At 57.7% G+C, this 21,749-nt stretch carries 17 protein-coding genes; 13 read left to right on the forward strand and 4 right to left on the reverse strand.

The genetic code is table 11. The annotated features are described in order from the left end of the window. Positions 1–26 precede the first annotated feature (26 nt). The gene (locus RBB47_RS13830) at positions 27–659 is read left to right on the forward strand and encodes a hypothetical protein (RefSeq protein WP_305986400.1); all 633 of its coding nucleotides are present in this window, start codon (positions 27–29) and stop codon (positions 657–659) included. Between the two features lie 160 nt (positions 660–819). Here RBB47_RS13830 and RBB47_RS13835 read toward each other — a convergent pair whose 3' ends face one another. Next, on the reverse strand, positions 820–1,764 hold the full coding sequence (locus RBB47_RS13835) for a LysR family transcriptional regulator (RefSeq protein ID WP_305986401.1): 945 nt from the start codon (positions 1,762–1,764) through the stop codon (positions 820–822). A 215-nt stretch (positions 1,765–1,979) separates the two neighbouring features. Here RBB47_RS13835 and RBB47_RS13840 point away from each other — a divergent pair, with 215 nt between their 5' ends. The 6 genes from RBB47_RS13840 to RBB47_RS13865 all read left to right on the forward strand — a co-directional run bounded on the left by RBB47_RS13840 (position 1,980) and on the right by RBB47_RS13865 (position 8,768). After that, complete coding sequence (locus RBB47_RS13840; RefSeq protein WP_305986402.1) at positions 1,980–3,578, forward strand: ABC transporter substrate-binding protein; 1,599 nt, start codon at positions 1,980–1,982, stop codon at positions 3,576–3,578. A gap of 136 nt (positions 3,579–3,714) precedes the next feature. After that, a complete protein-coding gene (locus RBB47_RS13845; protein ID WP_305986403.1) occupies positions 3,715–4,776 on the forward strand; it encodes an ABC transporter permease in 1,062 nt (353 codons plus the stop codon). After that, on the forward strand, positions 4,773–5,705 hold the full coding sequence (locus RBB47_RS13850) for an ABC transporter permease (protein ID WP_371932786.1): 933 nt from the start codon (positions 4,773–4,775) through the stop codon (positions 5,703–5,705). The genes RBB47_RS13845 and RBB47_RS13850 overlap by 4 nt, the downstream gene beginning before the upstream one ends. A 17-nt stretch (positions 5,706–5,722) precedes the next feature. After that, positions 5,723–6,622 (forward strand): ABC transporter ATP-binding protein, encoded by a 900-nt coding sequence (locus tag RBB47_RS13855; RefSeq protein ID WP_305986480.1) that lies wholly within the window; start codon positions 5,723–5,725, stop codon positions 6,620–6,622. Continuing rightward, entirely contained in the window at positions 6,619–7,395 is a 777-nt protein-coding gene (locus RBB47_RS13860) for an ABC transporter ATP-binding protein (RefSeq protein WP_305986404.1), read from the forward strand. Before RBB47_RS13855 ends, RBB47_RS13860 begins: the two co-directional genes overlap by 4 nt. 134 nt (positions 7,396–7,529) lie before the next feature. Continuing rightward, complete coding sequence (locus RBB47_RS13865; protein WP_305986405.1) at positions 7,530–8,768, forward strand: bifunctional alpha/beta hydrolase/OsmC family protein; 1,239 nt, start codon at positions 7,530–7,532, stop codon at positions 8,766–8,768. 27 nt (positions 8,769–8,795) lie between these two features. Here RBB47_RS13865 and RBB47_RS13870 read toward each other — a convergent pair whose 3' ends face one another. After that, positions 8,796–9,875, reverse strand: coding sequence for a DUF2336 domain-containing protein (locus tag RBB47_RS13870; protein WP_305986406.1), 1,080 nt, complete (start codon positions 9,873–9,875; stop codon positions 8,796–8,798). 151 nt (positions 9,876–10,026) lie between these two features. Beyond that, on the reverse strand, positions 10,027–11,025 hold the full coding sequence (locus tag RBB47_RS13875) for a DUF2336 domain-containing protein (RefSeq protein WP_305986407.1): 999 nt from the start codon (positions 11,023–11,025) through the stop codon (positions 10,027–10,029). 128 nt (positions 11,026–11,153) lie between these two features. On the opposite strand from RBB47_RS13875, the gene RBB47_RS13880 reads away from it, so the two are divergent. The 5 genes from RBB47_RS13880 to RBB47_RS13900 all read left to right on the forward strand — a co-directional run bounded on the left by RBB47_RS13880 (position 11,154) and on the right by RBB47_RS13900 (position 18,880). Continuing rightward, positions 11,154–11,801: a glutathione S-transferase gene (locus RBB47_RS13880; RefSeq protein ID WP_305986408.1), complete on the forward strand. Its 648-nt coding sequence runs from the start codon at positions 11,154–11,156 to the stop codon at positions 11,799–11,801. Positions 11,802–12,128: 327 nt separating this feature from the next. Beyond that, positions 12,129–13,610: a Do family serine endopeptidase gene (locus tag RBB47_RS13885; RefSeq protein ID WP_305986409.1), complete on the forward strand. Its 1,482-nt coding sequence runs from the start codon at positions 12,129–12,131 to the stop codon at positions 13,608–13,610. Between the two features lie 189 nt (positions 13,611–13,799). After that, positions 13,800–14,486: a response regulator transcription factor gene (locus tag RBB47_RS13890; protein ID WP_305986410.1), complete on the forward strand. Its 687-nt coding sequence runs from the start codon at positions 13,800–13,802 to the stop codon at positions 14,484–14,486. Next, on the forward strand, positions 14,470–15,927 hold the full coding sequence (locus tag RBB47_RS13895; protein WP_305986411.1) for a HAMP domain-containing sensor histidine kinase: 1,458 nt from the start codon (positions 14,470–14,472) through the stop codon (positions 15,925–15,927). The genes RBB47_RS13890 and RBB47_RS13895 overlap by 17 nt, the downstream gene beginning before the upstream one ends. Next, complete coding sequence (locus RBB47_RS13900; protein WP_305986412.1) at positions 15,881–18,880, forward strand: bifunctional [glutamine synthetase] adenylyltransferase/[glutamine synthetase]-adenylyl-L-tyrosine phosphorylase; 3,000 nt, start codon at positions 15,881–15,883, stop codon at positions 18,878–18,880. The genes RBB47_RS13895 and RBB47_RS13900 overlap by 47 nt, the downstream gene beginning before the upstream one ends. Before the next feature lie 123 nt (positions 18,881–19,003). Here the strand turns inward: RBB47_RS13900 and ppk2 are convergent, their stop codons facing one another. Then, positions 19,004–20,050 carry a polyphosphate kinase 2 gene (gene ppk2 / locus RBB47_RS13905; RefSeq protein ID WP_305986413.1) on the reverse strand — a complete coding sequence of 349 codons (1,047 nt, stop codon included), beginning with the start codon at positions 20,048–20,050 and terminating at the stop codon, positions 19,004–19,006. Positions 20,051–20,708: 658 nt separating this feature from the next. Here ppk2 and RBB47_RS13910 point away from each other — a divergent pair. Beyond that, complete coding sequence (locus tag RBB47_RS13910; RefSeq protein ID WP_305986414.1) at positions 20,709–21,716, forward strand: T3SS effector HopA1 family protein; 1,008 nt, start codon at positions 20,709–20,711, stop codon at positions 21,714–21,716. Positions 21,717–21,749: the final 33 nt, after the last annotated feature.

Raw genomic sequence — 21,749 nt, forward strand, 5'->3', positions numbered from 1 at the left:
GAATAGTCCGGTTTTCGGAGGGTGTGATGTTTGATTGTGTTTATAAAGTTGTTTTGGCAGCAAGCATTGGATTGGGTGCGGTTTTCTCAAATCCGGCTGCCGCACTTGCGGCGCGTGGCGAACTGGTGGATCAGGTCCCGCAGACCAATATGGTGGTTGACCTCTTTCCAGCGCAGCAGGTGCCTTCAAGTACTGTCGGGCGGCAGAGTGTTCCTGACGAGTTGCAGATTGCGTTCGCGGACGACATCACCCGGGCCATTGTCCTTCAGCTTCAGCGTGGAACCGACCGATGCAACAGGTTGCAGGTTGTTTACCGCCTGGACTGCCTGGGCGAAGCTTACGCGCAGGCTGCCGGTGTTGCCGGCAACAGGCCGGACTACGCTGCGGCGACATCCCAGTTGCGCAAAGTCTCCCGCCAGCTCAAGGGGATTGTCCGCAAGAATCAGGACAGAAATGCCGAAAAGGCAAAGCAGGGCAACAAGTCCTACCGCGCCGTGAAACGGGATGCGCTGCGCAGTGCCAATCAACAGGCCACCAAAATCATCGAGGAGGCGGCAACACAACTGCTTCGCTCGGCCGGGAACTCCAAGAAGCGGAAAGTGCATTACACCCGGATTGCCAATGCGGTGAATTCGACGAAGAAGATCTTGCGGTCCTGAAGCCGGTCTTTTTGCCGTCCGGAACATATCCGGACGCGGGTCCCAGTTGCCGCAGCAGGTTCTGCCAAGCTCTCGGTAAGTGAAGAAGAACGGGGCCGGCGAGGGATAGGCACTCAAAAGTGCTCGAGCCCTTATGGGCTTCAACGACGAAGGCCGGTGCTCAGGTCTGCCTGAGCTGAAACCGTTCCAGGTGACTGGTGCACGGATCTTTCAGGAGATGCGCCCAAATCGTCTCGACAAGAGCGGAGGAGGTATCCCGGTTCCGGTAGACCCAGATGTCGAGATTGGTGTCATACCTGCCGTTGCCCGCCAGCGCGAATTGCCCTGACTTGACGCCTTCATAGGCACTGCAGGCCGGAAGCCAGATCATTTTCTGATCCATCAAAGCAAGGCGCTTCATGAACTCGCAGGTTCCGCTTTGCGAAGTGCAGACGAACTGCGGATCCTGGGCGGTCATCGTTGAAAAGAGCAGGTCCTCGACCTTCGAAAAATAGCCGGTCTGACCATATCCGATATATTCAAGTCCGCTGTGCGGCGGTTTGTCGACGTCGAACGCGGGCCGTCCTTCTGCATCAAGGGCAGTACAAAGATGCATAGTGTCTTCGCCCAGTTTGATCGCCTCAAAGGCCTGATGCTCAAAAAATGCCGGTACCTCTGGTTTAGAATAAAGCACCACCAGATCCATCTTCCGATCGCCGAGCAGTTCGATCATTTCGTAGAAGTCATACGTATCCAGCGACACTGAAAAACCGCCGCAAGCATCCTTGATCTGTTGCAGCCATTCAGGAACGAAACTGAGAGCGAGGGAGGTCGATGCCGCCAGCCGGATATCCGGCGTCGTTCCGGAATTGCGCCGTTGAAACTCAACCCGGTTGAGTTCCAGTTCCCTGAGCACATTTTGAGCCGTCGCGTGGAAGGTCTGACCTTCCGGCGTCAGCGTGACCGGGTAGCTACTCCTGTCGAACAATTCGGTGCCAAGCCAGGTTTCAAGTGCCTTGATCCTGCGGCTGAAGGCCGATTGGGTGATGTTTCTTTCATCCGCAGCCTGGGAAAAGTTCCCGCGATTGCTCAGGACCAGAAAGTCTGCCAGCCAGTTGGTGTCCACTGCATCATTCCTTAAGGGAAGTTGCCGAATAAGTGAGCAGTATGAATAACTATGCAAAATTTGCATAACAAGACTGTTGGTTGAATTCAACCAGCCGGTTTAAGCTTCTGGTTCAGGTGTGGAAACAGCGCTCGATTAACGAAGCGCGACCGCACACGATCCCGCCGGGGTTTCCGGCTCCATCCCATTCGTTTTGTTCCAGAGGGGGAATGATCGTGAACTTCACAACGCCATTGAAAAGTCTTTCACTCGCAGCATTGCTTGCAACATCCGTCGCCTTTCCGGCGATTGCCGAAACACCGGCCGACACTTTTGTGATTGCCCGAAACACCGCTGACGCCATCACGCTCGATCCTGCCGAGTGTTTTGAATTCACCGGAAGCCGGATCGTCGCGAACATCTACGAGCGTCTTTTCCTGTTCGAGCCTGACGACCTGACCAAGCTCGTCGGCGGCATCGCGGAATCCTACGAGTTTTCCGAAGACGGCAAGAAAATCACCGTCAAATTGCGCCCCGGACTAACCTTCCATTCCGGAAACCCGGTGACCGCCGCCGATGTGGCCTATTCCCTGAGCCGGGCTGTCAAGCTGGACAAGACGCCGGCCTTCATCATCAAGCAGATCGGCTGGACGGCCGACAATGTTGACGATGCCGTCGTGGCTGTTGACGACGGTACGGTCGAGATCAACATCCTTGCGGACCTCTCGCCCGCGCTCGTGCTGAACCTCTTGTCTTCAAGCGTTGCCTCCATCGTCGACATGAAGGAAGTGCAGAGCCACGAAGTCGACGGTGACATGGGCTATGCCTGGCTGAAGGACAATTCGGCGGGCTCCGGCCCCTACAAGCTGAAAACCTGGAAAGCCAACGAAGTCGTCATGCTGGAAGCCTTTGACGGCTACCGTCAGGGCAAACCGGCCATGAACCGCGTCGTCATCCGCCACGTCGCGGAACCGTCCGCACAGCGTCTCCTTCTGGAAAAGGGCGATGTCGATGCCGCGATGGAACTGACCGCCGACCAGCTGAAGGGCCTGTCCGGCAACGAGGACGTCTCGGCTGAGAGCTATCCCAAGGGATATCTGATGTATCTGGCGAGCAACATGGAGCATCCGGTCCTGTCCAAGCCAGAAGTCCGCGAAGCCCTGAAATACATGGTTGATTACGACGGCATGGTCGGCTCGTTCCTCGATGGTCAGTACAAAATCCATCAGAACTTCTGGCCGTCCGGCATGTGGGCTGCCGCAACGGACACGCCCTACAGCTACAACATGGACAAGGCCAAGGCCCTGATCGCCGATGCCGGCCTCGATGGCGACACCAAGATCACCATCGATACGCTCAACAAGTCACCCTTCACGGAAGTGGCCCAGAGCGTGCAGGCCAGCCTGAAGGAGCTGGGTATCGATTCCGAAATCATCCTGTCGGATGGCGCAACGCTTTGGCCAAAATATCGTGCACGCAAGCATGAGCTGATCGTCGCACGCTGGGGCCCGGACTATTCCGATCCGCATTCGAATGCCGATGCATTTGCCCACAATCCGAACAATGACTTCGAAGCCAAGCTGACCGGCAAACTGACCTGGCGCAATGCCTGGCCGGCAGACGGTCTGACGGAACTGACGGACCAGGCAGCCGCGGAATCCGATCCGGAAGTGCGTGAGGAAATCTACGCCAAGCTGCAGAAGATGGTGCAGGAGGACTCCCCCTTCACGATCATGTTCCAGGCAATCGGCACCTACGGAAAACGGGCCAATGTCGATGGCTTCGTCAATGGCGTGACGTCGGATCAGGCCTTCTACAAGACCGTTACAAAATAAGCTGGATCAGCTGACTGCCGGTTGTCTTGAGCCGAGCAGTCAGCCGCATTCGGGATGAACCGCGCTTCCGCATCACTCCGATGAGGAAGCGCGGCTTCGTGTGGACAAGCAGGAACAACCGGGGGTTTCGTTCTCAATGAGCGACAGTTCCGCAATGCAGCGCTCCACGGTGGATTTCAAGCCGTATCTGGGCGTGGCAAAAAAGATCGGTGGCGGCGTTGTCATGCTGCTCCTGACCTTCATCGGTCTGACCGCAATCACCTTCATCATAGGCCGCATCATGCCCAACGACCCAGTCGTTGCCATCGTCGGCGACCGGGCTTCGAAGGAAGTCTATGATGCCATGTATCTGCAACTCGGCCTCGACAAGCCGATCTGGCAGCAATACCTGATCTTCCTGGGAGATATCCTGCGCGGCGATTTCGGAAGTTCGGTCATGACCGGGCAACCGGTGCTCGAGGACATCAAGCGCTTCTTCCCCGCAACGCTGGAACTGGCGACCATCGCAACAGTCGCCGGCGTGATCATCGGTGTCCCGGCCGGTGTGCTGGCGGCCGTTCGCCAGGGAACCCTGATCGATCACTTCGTCCGCGTTGTCGGACTGCTCGGGCACTCGATTCCGATTTTCTGGCTGGGCATGGTCGCTCTGCTGATCTTCTACGCAAAGCTGGACTGGGTCGCCGGACCGGGACGGATCGACTTCTTCTATGACGGTATCGTTGATCCGGTCACAGGCGTCATCATGATCGATGCCGCGATTGCCGGTGAGTGGGACGTCTTCCACAACGCCCTGTCGCACGTGATCCTGCCGGCTTCGATGCTTGCCATCTATTCACTCGCCTATATCGCTCGCATGACCCGCTCCTTCATGCTGGATCAGCTCAATCAGGAATATGTCCTGACCGCCCGGGTCAAAGGCCTGCGCGAGGGAACCGTCATCTGGTATCACGCGTTCCGAAACGTTCTCGTTCAGCTGATCACGATCATCGGCCTGACCTATGCCAGTCTTCTGGAAGGCTCGGTGCTGACGGAAACCGTGTTTGCGTGGCCCGGCATCGGCCAGTACATCACCAACTCCCTGTTCAACGCCGACATGAACGCCGTGATCGGCGGCACGCTGGTTGTCGGGATCTCGTTCGTCTTCATCAACATGCTGTCCGATATGCTCTACCGGATCGTCGACCCGAGGGCGAAATGATGTCGGACTCAGCGCTTGATCAGAAATCCGGCTCGACGTCCTGGCTGCTCGCCGACTCGCCGAAAAACGCATTCCAGGCAAAATGTCAGCGCGCCTATATCGGCTGGATGTCGTTCCGTTCCAATCCGATTGCGATGCTCGGGTTGGCAATTGTTCTCTTCCTGTGCCTTGTCGCCCTGTTCGCGCCTCTGATCGCCGGCGGCGATGGGACCACACAGGATCTGGCCAATCGTCTGGCACCGCCAAGCGCCGAACATTGGTTCGGTACGGACGAACTCGGCAGGGACATTTTCGCGCGCATCGTCTGGGGCTCGCGGGTCACGCTCTACATCATTTTCCTCGTGTCCATCATCGTAATGCCCATCGGGCTGATTATCGGCACGACTGCGGGACTTCTGGGCGGTGCGGTCGATGCCACGCTGATGCGCATCACCGACATTTTTCTGGCGTTTCCGCGCCTGATCCTCGCCCTCGCATTCGTTGCGGTTCTCGGGCCGGGTCTGGAAAATGCCGTCCTTGCGATCGCCCTGACAACCTGGTCGCCTTATGCGCGGCTTGCCCGTGCCGAGACGCTGACCCTGCGCAACAGCGAATACATCATGGCCGCGCAAATCATGGGAGCCTCACGGATCAGGGTCCTGTTCGCGCACATCATGCCCATGTGCCTGTCATCGACAATCGTCCGGCTGACTCTCGACATGGCCGGCATCATCCTTACGGCAGCAGGGCTCGGTTTCCTTGGACTTGGAGCGCAGCCGCCACTCGCCGAATGGGGAGCCATGATTGCATCCGGCCGGGACTACCTTCTTGATCAGTGGTGGGTTCCCACAATCCCCGGTATTGCTATTCTTGTCGTATCGCTTGGCTTCAATCTGCTCGGCGATGGCCTTCGCGACGTGCTCGACCCGCGCAGTTCGGGAGGGCATTGACGGTGAACGAGATCAAAATGACCGGTTTTCAGCCAGACGATCCCAACGAAGACCCTCTGATCTCCGTGCGCGATCTCCACGTCCGGTTCTCGACGCCGAAAGGGCCTGTCCACGCGGTCCGCGGCGTGAGCTTCGATCTCGGGCGCGAACGGCTCGGGATCGTCGGTGAATCCGGGTCCGGCAAGTCGCAGACCGGCCGCGCTCTCTTGCGCCTGACCGCCGGCAACGGGTCGATCGAGGCGAGCCGCATGATGTTTGACGGCATGGACTTGATGAAGGCCGGCGCGAAAACAATGCGTAGCATCCGCGGGTCGCAGATTTCCATGATCATGCAGGACCCGAAATACTCCCTGAACCCTGTTCTGACGGTCGGCACCCAAATCGCCGAATCGTGCCGTCGTCACGAAAACGTCTCTCGCCCGGAAGCCAGGAAAAGGGCGCTTGCAATGCTTGAGACGGTTCGCATACGCGAACCTGAGAAAGTCTATTCGCTCTATCCGCACCAGGTGTCCGGGGGCATGGGGCAGCGCATCATGATCGCGATGATGCTGATCACCAATCCAAAGGTGATGATTGCCGATGAACCGACATCCGCGCTTGATGTGACCGTACAGATGCAGGTTCTCTCGCTTCTTGACGATATGGTGCGCGAACGAGGCATGGGGCTGGTCCTGATCAGCCACGATCTCAATCTAGTCTCCAGCTTTTGCGATCGCGTGCTGGTCATGTATGGCGGGCGCATCATGGAAACGCTCGATGCCAAACATCTGGATCGTGCACAACACCCCTACACCAAGGGCCTTTTGAACTGCCTTCCGCGACTTGACGGCAAACACGATGATCTGCCCGTTCTCAAACGCGATCCCGCTTGGCTCGATGAGACACAGGACATCGCCGGGGAGGCGGGCGGACGATGATCGACATTGAAAACCTCGGCATTGTGTTCGGCTCGGGAAAGTCCCAGATCGCAGCCGTCAAGAATGTCAATCTGAGCGTCGCCGAAGGCGAGAGCTACGGCATCGTCGGTGAATCGGGTTCCGGAAAGTCGACCGTTTTGCGCGCCATGGTCGGGATCTATTCCCACTGGACGGGCACCATCCGGATCGCGGGCGAACCACTCAAGGCCAAAAGGTCCGTATCGTCGCGCAAACACATGCAGATGGTGTTTCAGGACCCTTACGGGTCGCTTCATCCGCGCAGGACCGTCGACGACACCTTGAGCGAACCGCTGATCATCCATGGGCTCAAGAACCGCGAAGACCGCGTCCTGAAAATTCTGAAAGAGGTAGGGCTCGGGCCTGAGTTCCGGTTTCGGTATCCGCACCAGCTTTCTGGCGGCCAGCGCCAGCGTGTGGCCATCGCCCGCGCCCTTATCCTCGAACCAAGGGTGATCCTGCTTGATGAACCGACCAGTGCACTGGATGTGTCGGTTCAGGCAGAGATCCTCAATCTGCTCTCGGCGCTGCGCAAAACCCATGGGCTCACCTACATCATGGTGAGCCACGACCTTGCCGTCGTCGGCCATCTTTGCAGCCGGATTGCCGTCATGAATCGCGGCGAGGTTGTCGAGGAAATGAGCGAAGAGCAGATGCGCTCCGGAAATGTCCGTCACGACTATACGCGACAGCTCTGGACCGCGTCGCAGGGATACGACCGCGCCGCGCTTGAGACGTTCAAGGAATTTGCCTGAGGCACGGTTCCCCTGCCGTGAAACGCGGCAGGACGTTTTCACAGGGTTCACACCAAGCCGTGACTTGTAAGACATGAGTTCGTGCCTACGTCTGGCGCGATCATTCTAAAGGGCGCTAGCTGGAGGGCGAACGCATGGCAAATCGACCGTTGAAACTGGAATTTGATGGCGCGCACGGTGCAAGGCTGGCGGCGCGGCTTGACCTTCCGGCCGGAAAAATCCGTGCCTTTGCGCTGTTTGCGCATTGTTTTACCTGTTCCAAGGACATTCCTGCCGCCCGGCACATTGCGGGTGCACTGGCGGCCGAGGGCATCGCCGTATTGCGCTTCGACTTCACCGGGCTTGGCGGCAGCGGTGGGGATTTCTCCTCGACCGGCTTTTCCTCCAACGTTGAGGACCTGAAGCGGGCGGCCGACTTTCTCAGGCAGAATTACGAGGCACCGCAGCTGCTGATCGGACATTCGCTGGGCGGCGCCGCAATTTTGTCTGTTGCTGCCGACATTCCCGAAGCACGTGCCGTCGTGACGATAGGTGCTCCTTCCGACGCAGATCACGTGATCCATAATTTCAAGGGCTCCGTTGAGGAAATTCGCGCCAAGGGGGCAGGGGACGTCGATCTTGCCGGACGGACATTCACGATCCGCAAGGAATTCCTGGATGACCTCGAAGCGCAGACGGTCAGAAGCAAGGCTGCAAGCCTGGGCAAGGCGCTTCTGGTCATGCATGCGCCGCTGGACGAGACAGTCGGGATCGACAACGCAACCAATATTTTTGTTGCCGCCAAACATCCCAAGAGTTTCGTATCGCTCGACAAGGCGGATCATCTGCTGACACGCAGCGGCGACGCCGCATATGCAGCGCGTGTCATCGCGGGGTGGGTGAGTGGATACCTGGACAAGGAGCAGGGACCGGTTGCCGAAGAGACGAAGGATGGTGTTGAAGTGCTGGAAACCGGACAGGGCAAGTTCCAGTCCATGGTTGCCGTCGGCCATCACAGGCTGATTGCGGACGAACCCGAAGACTATGGTGGTTTCGACAGCGGTCCGTCGCCTTATGAATTCCTGTCGACTGCGCTCGGCGCGTGCACCGTCATGACATTACGCATGTATGCGGACCGGAAGGGTCTGGATGTCAAACGGATCGGAACGCGCGTCCTGCACAACAAGGTGCACGCAGCAGATTGCGAGGATTGTACGCAGGATCAGCAGGATCGCGGCGGCAAGATCGACCGTTTCGAACGGCTGATTATGCTGGAAGGGAACCTGGACGACTCAACGCGGCAACGCATGCTCGAGATTGCCGACAAGTGTCCGGTGCACCGAACGCTTGAGGCCGGTGCGGCTGTTGTAACCCGGGAAGTTGCGGCTGAATGAGACTTGAACTGATTTCGCAGGCGGTCCTCAGGCAGCCTGCGATTCCAGCGTGCTCAGGCGGATCTTCATGAAAGAAAGCAGCCGGCGGGCGTCTTTCTCGGTCAGTTCCTGGTAATCGCTGATCCAGTTCTGAACCGTGGTCTGCGGCTGCTTGTTGTTGGTCGCACGTGCCCGGCACAGCGCAAGATAGCCATTCTTGTCGACACCAAGCGCCTTGCACAACACCGACACGCCGGTTGCATCGTAGCGCACCATGACGTTGGTCACGTATTTCTGTTCCAGTCCTGCCATTTCAGCGAGCAGGAAACTGATGTCGAAAAGGTTGTTGGACAGCGCGAGCTGTGTAATGGCATTGCCAAGCGTTCCGCGGCCTTCGCGGACATCCTTCAAGATGACCTTGGCGTTGATCCGCGTTGCCTTGCGTTCCAGCTTTGTGCTGGCGACAACCTTGCTGGCTTCATGGAAAAGGGACAGAACCAGCTGCTCGTTGTCTTCGCGCATCTGCCGGATTTTGGCTTGCTGCGGACCCGGCATCTGGGAGATCAGCTTCTCATAGTCAGCTTCAGAAACATCCGAGCGTTCAATCATGGCGTCCCGGATCTTGTCGTCCCGCTCCGCCAGTTTGACAAGAAGACGTCCGCCCCAATCGGAAAGTTCGGCGCCGGAGTTGGCAGCAACCGACTGCTTGACGGGGTTTTCGCCGCGTTCCAGCAGGACGTCGGTGACCTTGGCTTCCAGATGATCGCGTTTTGAAATCGCGAGCAGGTGTCCCTGACCCATAGTCTTTGCAAGACGCAGGATATCGTCGTCGTTAAGTGCCTTGGAAGAGGTCAGCATCGGGCGCGCAACGTCGATTTCATCGCTCGCCAGATCATACGCAACCTGATGGGATGTGGAGTCGACAGGGGCGAGACGCTCCGAAATGTTCTTTTTCTGCTCCGCTTCCATCGTTGGAAGCATGCGCTCCAAAATGGCGTTGAACAGGGTGATTTCTTCAGTCTGATAACTGTCCGCACCCGTCACAAACAGGTCGGTGACATGTTCAACCAGCTTGTGGCGTTTCTCCGGAGAGCTGTCCTGTGCTTGATTGAGAAGATCATTGATCATGTCGGATCCATCCATTCTTGTGCTGTCTGTGATACCTCACAGACCGTTTACAAGTGGATAAAACGCGGCTGAAAATTTCAAAAAAGTCGGCGTTTTGCCGGAATACTTGAGAAATACAGCGAAAAGTACTGAATTTGACCCTGCCGTTCCGTCAGGCAGCCTGAATTGCCTGCTGGCTGTCCAGTTTGATCTTCATGAGCGCAAGCAGTCTGCGTGCGTCGGTGTCGTCCAGCATATGGTAGTTTGTCAGCCACTTGCTGCCTGTGCTCTCCGGAAACTTCAGATGCTTGCAGCGTTCCTTGCAGATCGCCTGGAATTCCATTGCGCCAATGCCCGTCGCGCGGCACACGGCAGCAATTCCTGTCGCGTCAAAACGCACCATCAGGTTATGGACATATTTCATTTCCAGGCCGGAGAAGACCGAAAGAAGGCCGACAACATCAAGAAGGTTGTGCTCGACAGCCAGCTGATAAACGGCCTTGTTCAGTGTCGTCTTGCCGAGCTTTATGCCCATGAGCCACGCTTTCGGGCTGATCTTGGCCGCGCGTTTCTCCAGACGTTCTCCTGAAGCGATTTCACCATCTTCGCGGAACAGGTCCTCGATCATCTCTTCGTTGGATTTGCGCAAATGCCGAATCCGGTCGCCGAACTGCTTCGGCATTTCCTTGACCAGTTCCTCAAAGAGATGCATCTGCATTTCCGCGCCAAGGTTCGCGGCAAGTGTCTGTTTGACTTCCTTGCCGCCGCGCTTGATCAGGATATTGGTCACTGTCTCGCTGACGTGATCCCGCTTGGCCATCGCCAGCAGATGACCCTGGTCTCGCGTCTCGGCGATTTTGAGTAGATCTTCGTCAGTGATGGATTTCGAACGCTCGAGCACGGCTTGAGCTACGGGCAATTCGTCATTTGCCATGGCGGCGGTAAGCTTGGACGAGGTCGCCTTCACATCTGCAAGGCGTTCAGACATTTTCTGCCTGGCTTCAAGCTCCAGAGAACCGTAGACCCCCTCCAGCATGTTGTTGAGGAGATGTGTCTCTTCCGAGTTGCCGTCGTCTTCTCTTGAGCAAAGAAGGCCTGTGACGTGCTCAGCAAGCTGGTGCTTCTTCTCTGAAGAACTTTCTTTGGCAAGTTGAAGGAGTGAGCTTGTCATGATGATACCTTATGATCGAAGTATCCGGGCATATCCTTTACATCCGGTGAAAACAGACGGAGATTTTTGCCGCTTTGCAATCTGAAGGCGTAGTTGATCTTTGAACGGTCATGGGTCATGAGACGCATATGAGCAGGTTTCCGATCCTCTATTCCTTTCGCCGGTGCCCCTATGCCATTCGCGCCAGGCTCGCGATTGCCGCCAGCGGACAAGTCGTCGAAATGCGTGAGATCGTGTTGCGGGATAAGGCGCCGGAGTTTCTGGAGACCTCCCCATCGGCGACGGTTCCCTGCCTGAAACTGGAGGAAGCTGTTCTTGACGAGAGCCTCGACATCATGATCTGGGCGCTTGAACGCGCCGATCCAGATGCGTGGCTGTCTCCGGAGCAGGGCCGCAGAGAAGACATGCTTGCGCTAATCGAAAGATGCGACGGGCCCTTCAAGACCCACCTTGACAGGTACAAGTACCATACGCGCTATCAGGGCGCGGATCGCGTGCAGGAACGTTCCGCGGCGTCGGAGTTCCTGTCGGATTTGAACGAAAGGCTTGAAGGCCGGCCCTGGCTGTTCGGCAGCCGCGCCAGTCTCGCCGATTTCGCGATCCTGCCCTTCGTCCGGCAATTTGCCAATTCGGATCGCGATTGGTTCGACAGGGAAAGCTGGACGAATCTGAACCGGTGGCTGCAGACATTTGAATCATCTGATCGGTTTCAAAAGGTGATGCCGAAGTGGGAAAAGTGGCAGGCTGGGTCAGAAACAGTGTTGTTCCCGGCCTGAACGGCAAGCGCAAAAACAGAATTTTGCCCGGTCCAAAAGAAAATGCTCGCAGCAGCATTCGCCGGATTTCCTCTGATAAATCAGGCTGAAAGGACGCCTGTTTCGGTCTTCTTGACGGAACCTCCGGTCGAGGGACAGCGAACCTTACGAAAATGTAACCCCACCGACAGGCAACGGTAAGGCTGGACTGCCTACGTTCTCTCATGAGCCCGGAGCGCGGTCCCCGTGCGCCTCCGTTTTGGCCTCCAATGAGTAAAGTCGACAGAGGAAGAAAATATGCAAAATCGTGGGTCAGTCTCTCCTTTGCGGTCACGCCGCGCCAAATTAATGGCAGGAGTTGTCGCACTCGGCGCTGCCGGTCTCTTGACCGCGCAAACCATTGTCCCAAGCCAGCTGGCTCAGGCCGAGCCCGTTCGCGTAGATGCGGCGGCACCGGCAGACTTTTCAGATGTTGTTAGCACCGTAAGCCCCGCAGTTGTCAGTGTGCGCGTGAAGCAGTCCGCCGAGCCGCGCATGATGAACTTCAACGGCGGCAACAGCTTTGATGAATTCTTCAAGGACCTGCCGAACGGTCATCCGTTCGAGCGATTCTTCCGGGATTTCGGTGGCCGTGGCGGTGAAGAAGGTCAGAACCAGCGCCGCTCGCCGCGTCAGTACGGCACATCGCAGGGCTCCGGCTTCTTTATTTCCAAAGACGGTTTCGTGGTAACCAACCATCACGTGATCGACCGTGGTACGGAATTCACCGTGATCGATCATAAGGGCGAAGAATACGAAGCCACCCTGATCGGTGCCGACAAGCGGACCGACCTGGCGCTGCTGAAGATCGAAAGCGACAAGGACTTTACCTATGTCGAGTTTGCCGACGATGCACCTGAGGTCGGTGAATGGACGGTGGCCATTGGCAATCCGTTCGGCCTTGGCGGCTCGGTAACCGCCGGCATCGTGTCTGCGCGCGGTCGCGACATCGGTGCGGGTCCTTACGACGACTTCATCCAGATCGATGCGCCCGTAAACCGCGGTAACTCCGGCGGTCCGGCCTTCAACATGCAGGGTGAAGTGATTGGTGTGAATGCGGCGATCTTCTCGCCGTCCGGTGGCAATGTCGGCATTGCTTTCGCAATTCCGGCTTCGACCGCACAAGATGTCATCATGGAGCTCAAGGACGACGGCACCGTTGTTCGCGGCTGGCTTGGCGTTCAGATCCAGAACGTCACCGATGACATCGCGGAAAGCCTTGGCCTCGATGAGGCCCGCGGCGCGATCGTCGCGGAAGCGCAGGACAACAGCCCGGCTGAGAAGGCTGGCCTGCGCTCAGGCGACACCATTCTGGCGGTCGATGGCACCAACGTGGAAGGCCCGCGCGATCTGTCCAAGATCGTTGCCGCTTATGAGCCGGACACCACGGTTGACGTCACGATCTGGCGCGACGGCAAGGAACAGAACGTTTCCGTGACGCTCGGACGCCTGCAGGATCAGGAACAGGTCACGGAAGCAGCTGAACCTCAGGTTGAGGAAAAGCGGACCAGCCTGGATGACCTTGGCATCGTCGTGACCACGAAGGCAGAAGCCGGTCTTGACGGCGAGGGTGTCGTCATCGCCGAAATCGACCCGGATGGCCCGGCCGCCGAAAAGCGTCTGTCCACAGGGGACGTGATCCTTGAGGTTGCCGGCATGAAAGTCAGCAACGCCGATGACGTTCTGAAGGCGCTCGACAAGGCGGAAAAGGATGGCCGCAAGGCGGTTCTGTTCCGGATCGAGAGCAACAACAACACACGGTTCGTGGCTCTGCCCATGAACGTGGCCTGATCAGGTTCCGGTTCGACTTAGAACCGGTACCTGACCTGGCGGGACCGGCTTGCCCTCTGCCCCCAACCCCGACGGGCCGGTCTTCGCCATGGGTTTTGCCCGAAAACCCAACAGTCTGGCGGCGGCGCCTCACATCCATCGCCGCCGCCAGCCATTTCCTTTCGGAGCAACTTTAGGTAAAAGGATTTCATGTTGCGGATTCTTGTTATCGAAGACGATCCTGAAGCGGCGAGCTACCTCGTAAAGGGATTGAGCGAACTCGGTCACACGGCCGATCATGCTGCAGACGGTCAAACCGGACTGCAAATGGCCCTTCACAGCAGCTACGACATACTGATCGTCGACCGGATGCTGCCGAAGCTGGACGGACTTTCGATAATTCAGGAATTGCGGCGTGAGGACAATCACACACCCGTCCTGATTCTTTCCGCTCTCGGCCAGGTTGATGATCGGGTGAAGGGTTTGAAGGCAGGCGGCGACGACTATCTGCCCAAGCCTTACGCCTTTACCGAACTCCAGGCTCGCGTCGAGGCCCTGGCGCGTCGGCCCAAATCCGCAAATCAGGTGGAAACAACCTATACTGTCGGAGATCTGACACTCGACCGCATGGCGCATTCATGCAGGCGGGGTGAGACCGACATTCCCTTGCAGCCGCGCGAGTTCCGCTTGTTGGAATACCTGATGCAGCATGCCGGTCAGGTCGTAACGCGCACGATGCTTCTGGAAAATGTGTGGGAGTATCATTTCGATCCCCAGACAAACGTGATCGATGTTCATATCTCACGTTTGCGCAGCAAGATCGACAAGGGGTTCGAAACGCCGCTCCTGCATACAATCCGCGGGGCCGGATACACCATCCGTGACGCGGCTCACTAGATTTATCCGCACGACAGCCTTCAAGCTGTCGTTGCTCTATATCGCCGTTTTCACGGTCATGTCCGGCGTGCTCGTTGTTTATGTCTCGGAGAGCACCGAAGACCTCATGTCCGAGCAGGTGGTTCAGTCCATCGATACGGAAATCAAGGGGTTGTCCGACACCTATGTCCGTGGCGGCATCCGCAGTCTCGTTGAAGCCATCGACGACAGAATGCGCCATCCAGACGCCAGTCTTTATCTCCTGGTGGATTTTTCCGGCAACGCACTTGTGGGCAATATTGCCCGCTTGCCGACCGTTGTTCTTGAAGAGGCCGATGGTGGCTTACGCCGGGTGCGTTACACACGTCTCGGTGAAGGTGTCGAGGACATAGAACGCCAGGCAATGGTCCGCACGTTCGAACTGCGGGGCGGGTTCCGGCTTCTGGTCGGCAGGGACCTTGGCGAACAACTGAGATTTTCCAATCTTCTGGCCAATGCCTTGCGCCTCTGGCTCGTCGTGGTGGTGGTCATGGCGGCAATCACTTGGCTGTTCGTCAGCCGCCGCGTGATGAAACGCATTGACGACATTTCCGCATCAAGCCGCATGATCATGAACGGCGACCTGTCCGAGCGCCTGTCGCTTGCCGGGACCAATGACGAGTTTGACCGGCTCGCGGTCAACCTGAACGACATGCTTGATCGGATTGAACTGCTCATGCAGTCGATGAAAGATGTTACCGACAATATCGCCCACGACCTCAAGACCCCGCTTACCCGATTGCGGACCCGTATTGAAACGGCGCTGAGAGATGCCAGCGATGAGGAAGGCTACCAGGGCGCTCTGGAAAGCACCTTGAGCGAAACCGATCATCTGCTGCGGATCTTCAATGCACTCTTGCGGATCGCTCGCATCGAATCCATGGCTCCAGGTTCCGTCATGGAACCGGCAGATCTGCACAAACTGGTTGCCGAAGTCGCCGAGCTCTACGAGCCGCTTGTCGAAGACGAGGGTGGCCGGCTCGAAACGGATGTGCCGGAGGGCCTGATGGCTGTCTGCAACCGTGATCTCATCAGCCAGGTCATGGTCAATCTCATTGAGAATGCTCTCAAATACGGGCGCCCGGAAACCGGGGGCCTGGAACTTCGCCTGTCGGCACGGGAGGAAAAGGGCCGTGTTCTCCTGACCGTCACCGACAATGGGCCCGGCATACCCGAAAAGGATCATGACCGGGTGATGGACCGCTTTGTCCGGCTGGAAGAAAGCAGGTCGGAACCCGGCACCGGACTGGGATTGAGCCTGGTCAAGGCGGTTGCACGCTTGCATGGCGGAGACTTGCGCTTCAAAAATGAAGATCCGGGTCTGTCGGCCCGAATTGATCTGGCGCTTGCCGCGCCGGAAAGCAGCAGGAGCGGGCATGGAGAAAGCGGCAATTCCGGAAAGTCGGGTGACACGAACGGGTAACGGGCAACCCGCCGGTAAGCTCGTCGACCGGATCGCGACGCTTCCGGTAGCGCCGGAACCGGACCGCGCGACGCTTTTTCTGAAGGATCTTCTCGACGATCAGGAGACAGGGGAGGCGCTGGCATCACTGTTCGGAGCCAAGCCGGCTCTAGAACCTTTCCTGATGGGCATTGTTGGCAATTCACCTTATCTGCGCGACCTGATGCTCACCGACCCACCAAGGCTTTTGAGCATATTGAACGACGCGCCGGAGCAGCGTATCGAGCGCCTGCTTCAGGACGCAGCGGCTGCAAGCGCAGAAGACGAAGCCGGTATCATGCGTTTGCTCAGGCAGTTGAAGCAGGATCTGGCCCTGACCCTCGGGCTCGCGGACATTTGCGGTGCAATTGGCCTTGACCGCGTGACAAGGGCACTCGCCGGTTTCGCCGATGCATCGCTCAATGCCGCCATCCGGTTTTGCCTCGCTGACCTTGCGCGCCGGAACAAGTTTGCACCGCGCGATCCGGAACGGCCCGAGATCGATAGCGGGCTGATTGTACTTGCCATGGGAAAACACGGCGCGAACGAGCTGAACTATTCGTCCGATATCGATCTCATCATCCTGTACGATCCCGACAAGGCACCCATGGCCGGTGGCGCCGAGGCCCCCGTGGAGTTTGTCCGTCTGACCCGTCGGCTGGTCAAGATCATGCAGGACCGGACAGCCGACGGATATGTTTTCCGCACGGACCTTCGCCTGCGCCCGGACCCGGGAGCAACACCGCCTGCAATGTCGGTGCCCGCAGCACTCGTGTACTACGAGTCGCTGGGGCAGAACTGGGAACGAGCAGCGTTGGTCAAGGCACGGCCCTGTGCCGGCGACATTCCCGCCGGCAATGCCTTCCTCCATGAGATCGCCCCGTTTATCTGGCGCAAGTACCTTGATTTCGCAGCGATTGCCGATGTGCAATCGATCAAGCGTCAGATCCATATGCACAAGGGCCACAGCGCTATCGCTGTTGCCGGTCACAACGTGAAGCTCGGGCGCGGCGGTATCCGCGAGGTCGAGTTTTTCGTGCAAACCCAACAGCTGATCGCTGGCGGCAGAAATCCGGCGCTACGCGGCAGACGCACGCTCGATATGCTGGAAGAATTGTGCAACGCGGACTGGATACGGCTGAAGACGCGGGACGAAATGCGGGACGCTTACGTTTTCCTGCGCGATGTCGAACACCGGATCCAGATGCTGAACGATGAGCAAACGCAGTTGCTGCCCAAGGACGAAGCGGGTCTGATGCGCGTTGCCGCTTTGATGGGGTTCGACACGCTGAAGGCGTTCGAGGAGGATTTCCTTGGACACATGCAACGGGTTCAAAGCCATTACTCGGAACTGTTCGAGGATGAGCCCGGACTGTCGTCGGAGATCGGAAATCTCGTCTTCACGGGAGATGATCACGACCCGGATACGCTTGAAACCCTGGCCCGGCTCGGGTTCAAGAACCCGTCGGAGGCGGCGGGGATCGTGAAGTCCTGGCATTTCGGCCGCTACGCATGCACCCGGTCCACAAAGGCGCGTGAACGGCTTACCGAAATGCATCCGTCACTGATCGGAGCTTTGGCAGCAACCGACAATGCCGATGCGGCGCTGGTTGCCTTTGACAGTTTCCTGTCCAAGTTGCCGGCCGGTGTGCAGCTGTTTTCATTGCTCAGGTCCAATCCGCAGCTGTTGACTTTGCTTGCGACCACAATGGGCGTAGCCCCGCGGATGGCCGAGACGGTCTCAAAGCGCGTGCATGTCCTGGACGCGGTGCTTGATCCGGCCTTTTTCGGCGCCATGCCGAGCGTGAAAGAATTCCGGGACGGACTGGACCGGACGCTTGCCCAGGCACGGTTTTACGAAGAAGCACTCGATCGGGCACGGATCTTCACCCAGGAGCAGCAATTCCTGATTGGTCTCCGGCTGATTTCGGACACTCTGTCGGCGGACAGGGTCGGTTTTGCACTTGCCCGTCTGGCGGAGGTCGTCGTCGGACGCCTGCTGACACAGGTGATCAATCATGTCGGTGAAGCGCATGGTGTCGTGCCAGGTGGCAACGTGGCCGTTCTGGCCATGGGCAAGCTCGGCGGCCGGGAAATGACGGCGTCCTCCGATCTCGATCTGATCCTGCTCTACGAAGCGCCGGAGGACGTCAAGCAATCCGATGGCCGCAGACCTCTGGCAAGCTCACAATATTACATTCGCCTGACGCAGCGCCTTGTGACCGCATTGTCGGCCCCGACGGCGGAAGGGTTGCTCTATGAAGTGGACTTTCGCCTGCGGCCCTCCGGCAACGCTGGCCCGCTTGCGACCAACCTGGACGGGTTTATTTCCTACCAGCAAAAAGACGCCTGGACTTGGGAGCACATGGCACTGACGCGGGCAAGGGTCATAGCTTCGACGACGCCTGAGTTTGCGCAAAAGATCTCCGACAGCATCCGGCAGCTGCTGGTTCAACCACGCGACATGGCCAAACTGGCTGACGACGTCCGCTCAATGCGCGCGCGGATCGAGAAGGAAAAGGGGACGGACGACGTCTGGGACATGAAGCAGGTTGCCGGCGGTTTGGTCGACATCGAGTTCATTGCGCAATATCTCCAGCTCGTGCATGCCCACAAGACCCCCGGAATTCTTGCGCAAGGCACCGAGGAGGCGCTTGAACGCCTCAGGGAAGCGGGATGTCTTGATCCAGGCGATGCAGAACTGCTTTTGGAAGCACTGAGACTGTACCAGCGATTGACACAGGTGCTTCGTCTGGCGGTCTCCGGAAAGTTCGTCGCTTCCGAAGCGCCCGGGGGCGTTCTGGATCTGCTCGTTCAGGCGTCGGGAAGTCCGACGTTTGCGAGGCTGGAAACGGATCTCGCGAACCATCAACAAACTGTCCGCCAGACCTTCATCCGGCTGATCGGTTCGGTTGAGGCTGCCGCCGAGAGCTAGGGGATGTGCTCGCAATTCAGTTTGCGGTGGCGAGCCTGATACAGGCTGGAAATCAAAAACGTTTGCCACAGTGTCGATGCGCGGCCCCCGCCGAAAAGGCGGAGGCACGATGGTTCGCGGATGTTACTCGACCCTCACTTGGCGGCCCGCGTCAAAGTCTTCCAGCGTTTGGTAAAAAACATCCGCCGGCCCGGCGATCTTGGGGTCCGGATCCAAGTCGATTTGCAAGTCCGCCGCCGGATATGGCAGTGACCGGATAAAGTACCGCATGCAGTTCAGTCGTGCGCGCTTCTTGTCGTCGGATCGTACGACGGTCCACGGAGCATCGGCGGTGTGCGTGTAGAAAAACATGTTTTCCTTCGCCTCCGAGTAGTCGTCCCACATGTCCAGCGACTGCACATCGACAGGGCTGAGCTTCCAGTGCTTCAACGGATCGGTGTTCCGCGCCTGAAACCGCCGTAATTGTTCCTCCCGGCTGACAGAAAACCAGAACTTGAAAAGGCGAATGCCGCTTCGCACCAGCATTCGTTCGAACTCGGGAACCTGTCGCATGAATTCCATGTATTCGCCTGGGGAGCAGAACCCCATGACCTTTTCCACGCCGGCGCGATTGTACCAGGAGCGGTCGAACAGAACGATTTCACCCTTCGTCGGCAGATGGCGGACATAACGCTGGAAGTACCATTGCCCCTTTTCTTCTTCGGTCGGTTTTTCGAGCGCCACGACCCGGGCGCCGCGCGGATTCAGGTGTTCCATGAACCGCTTGATCGTGCCGCCTTTACCGGCCGCGTCGCGTCCCTCGAAAATCACAATGACGCGCTGACCGCTGTCCTTGACCCAGTTTTGCACCTTCAGAAGTTCAATCTGAAGCTCCTGCTTGCGTGCCTCGTATTGTTCACGGCGCATGCGACGCTTGTAGGGGTAGTTGTCGGGCAACCGGGCGCTGTTGCTTTTCGATATGGAACGCTCATGCAGTAAAAGCGATGGACTTTTGTGAACGGCACTATGACGTATGGTTTTGTCCGCAGAGGATTTGGCGGCTTTTCCAGCGGGTGGCGTCTGCGACAGGGCCTTTCGAACCTTGGAAGTCTTTGCAGGGGAATCTGCTATGTCGAGTACTGCTGCTTGTGCCGCTTCTGGCGCATGTGCTTCTTTGGTTTTTGCTGTCATGGGGCCCTCTCTTTTCAGGTAACAAACACGCGGCTGGATGCGTTTCGAAATGTCCACGCAGATCCGGCCGTTGAAAGTGCACGTCGCTTTGAATGAAAAGCAGGAATTGCTGCGGTGCATTGACCTCAAGCAATCGGGACAAGATTTTTTTGCCTGCGGACTGAGGGTGTCCCGTTTTGCGGGATTTTCCGGACTGAAATCGGCGTTCGATTGACTTCTTGCAGGCAGTCACAAGCTGTCGAATGTGAGGGTATATTTCATGCCAAAAGCGCAGGAACGCGAGGGTCTGTCTCACGAAGGCAAAACGCTTCGGCTGACGTCAAAAAGCGGGATGTCTTGATCCTGGCGATGCAGACCCGTTTTTAGAGGCACTAAGACGTTACCAGCGATGGACCCAGGTCACTTCCGCGCAAAATCTTGCAAAATATCGAAGCGAACGAAGCACATTGCGACCGGATAGGTGGCGCGACCCGGCGTCACTGGAGCCCCTCAAAGCGTTCGAATAAGATTGCAGCTATTCGCTGGCCCAGAACCGACCTTGATCATTTGGAACGCGCTCAAGCGTTCAACGCCCGAAATTGGGTGTGATCCGCAGCACTCCGAAACACTCCAGTATTCCCCCATTTTTCTAGCAACGATAACGCTAGAGGGAAATACAATGGGACTTCATCGTGATTTGCAAACCGTGGTTGATTGGGCCTGGCTGAGACGGGCGGATCTGATGCGCGATGCTCTGGCCACCGGTCAGCCGAAAGGGCTAACGCACCTTGATCGGGGTAACCGCGCGGTCAATGAAATTTATGGCTACATCTGCGGCGCGACCGCCCGCAATCCGCCTGACGAGAGGACAATGCAGAAATTCTCAGAAACGCTGAGGAGAAAGCTGCGAAACCAGCTCACCGGTGCCGAATACCAATGTCAGACCAACGTGATGAAACGTATGAGGAGCCTGGACAACTTTCCGGAGTGGAGGGGCTGGGTCGGTGCGTTCATCCACTTCATTACCCCGTACAACGTCATGTGCAGGGAACGTGTCTATCTCAATCTGAAGGAACAGACGCGCGCCAATGCATTCGCTGCGATCCTGAAGAAGATCTGGCATCTGCCCGGTTTGTACAGCGCGAAGGTCGCCGCGCCTGGTTCGAGAAAGACTGACACGGCCGTGATTTACTGTGACACCCGGGAAACACGGGAAGAGGTCGTAAAGATCGTCAAGAAGTATCAGAAAAGATACGCGAGATACTTCGATACACAACTGCCGAAACTGGTAGCGTCTGATGGAAAGGGCATCGGACATGGCGCCGAACCGCCGGATATGCATCCGGAGCGCCGGGACAGCCAGTCATTCGCAAGGGGTCATACTGACGGACAGAGTTTCGGATACTATCGCGCAACCCTCATCTTCATCGCGCTTGAGCGCACGCAGTTTCCGGAGAATATGAACCATGACTGCCGTAGGGCAGGTATGGATCTGCGCAGATTTCAGAACGCCAACGGGAGACACGGAATGCAGCTGGACATCGAAGGCGAGCAGAAAAGAAAGTTAGATGCCGTAGCGCAGAGGGCGCAGAAGGCGGAGTTCGAAGTTCGGGTCGAAGAGGTTTTCCGGCTCGCCGGACTGAGCGCAGAGCACCCGGAAACACAGGGAGCCGTGATCGTGAGCTAGGCTCCAGGCTCTCCTCCGCTGCCCGCAGATTGA

The sequence above is a fragment of the Roseibium sp. MMSF_3544 genome, assembly GCF_030732845.1.
GTDB lineage: Bacteria > Pseudomonadota > Alphaproteobacteria > Rhizobiales > Stappiaceae > Roseibium.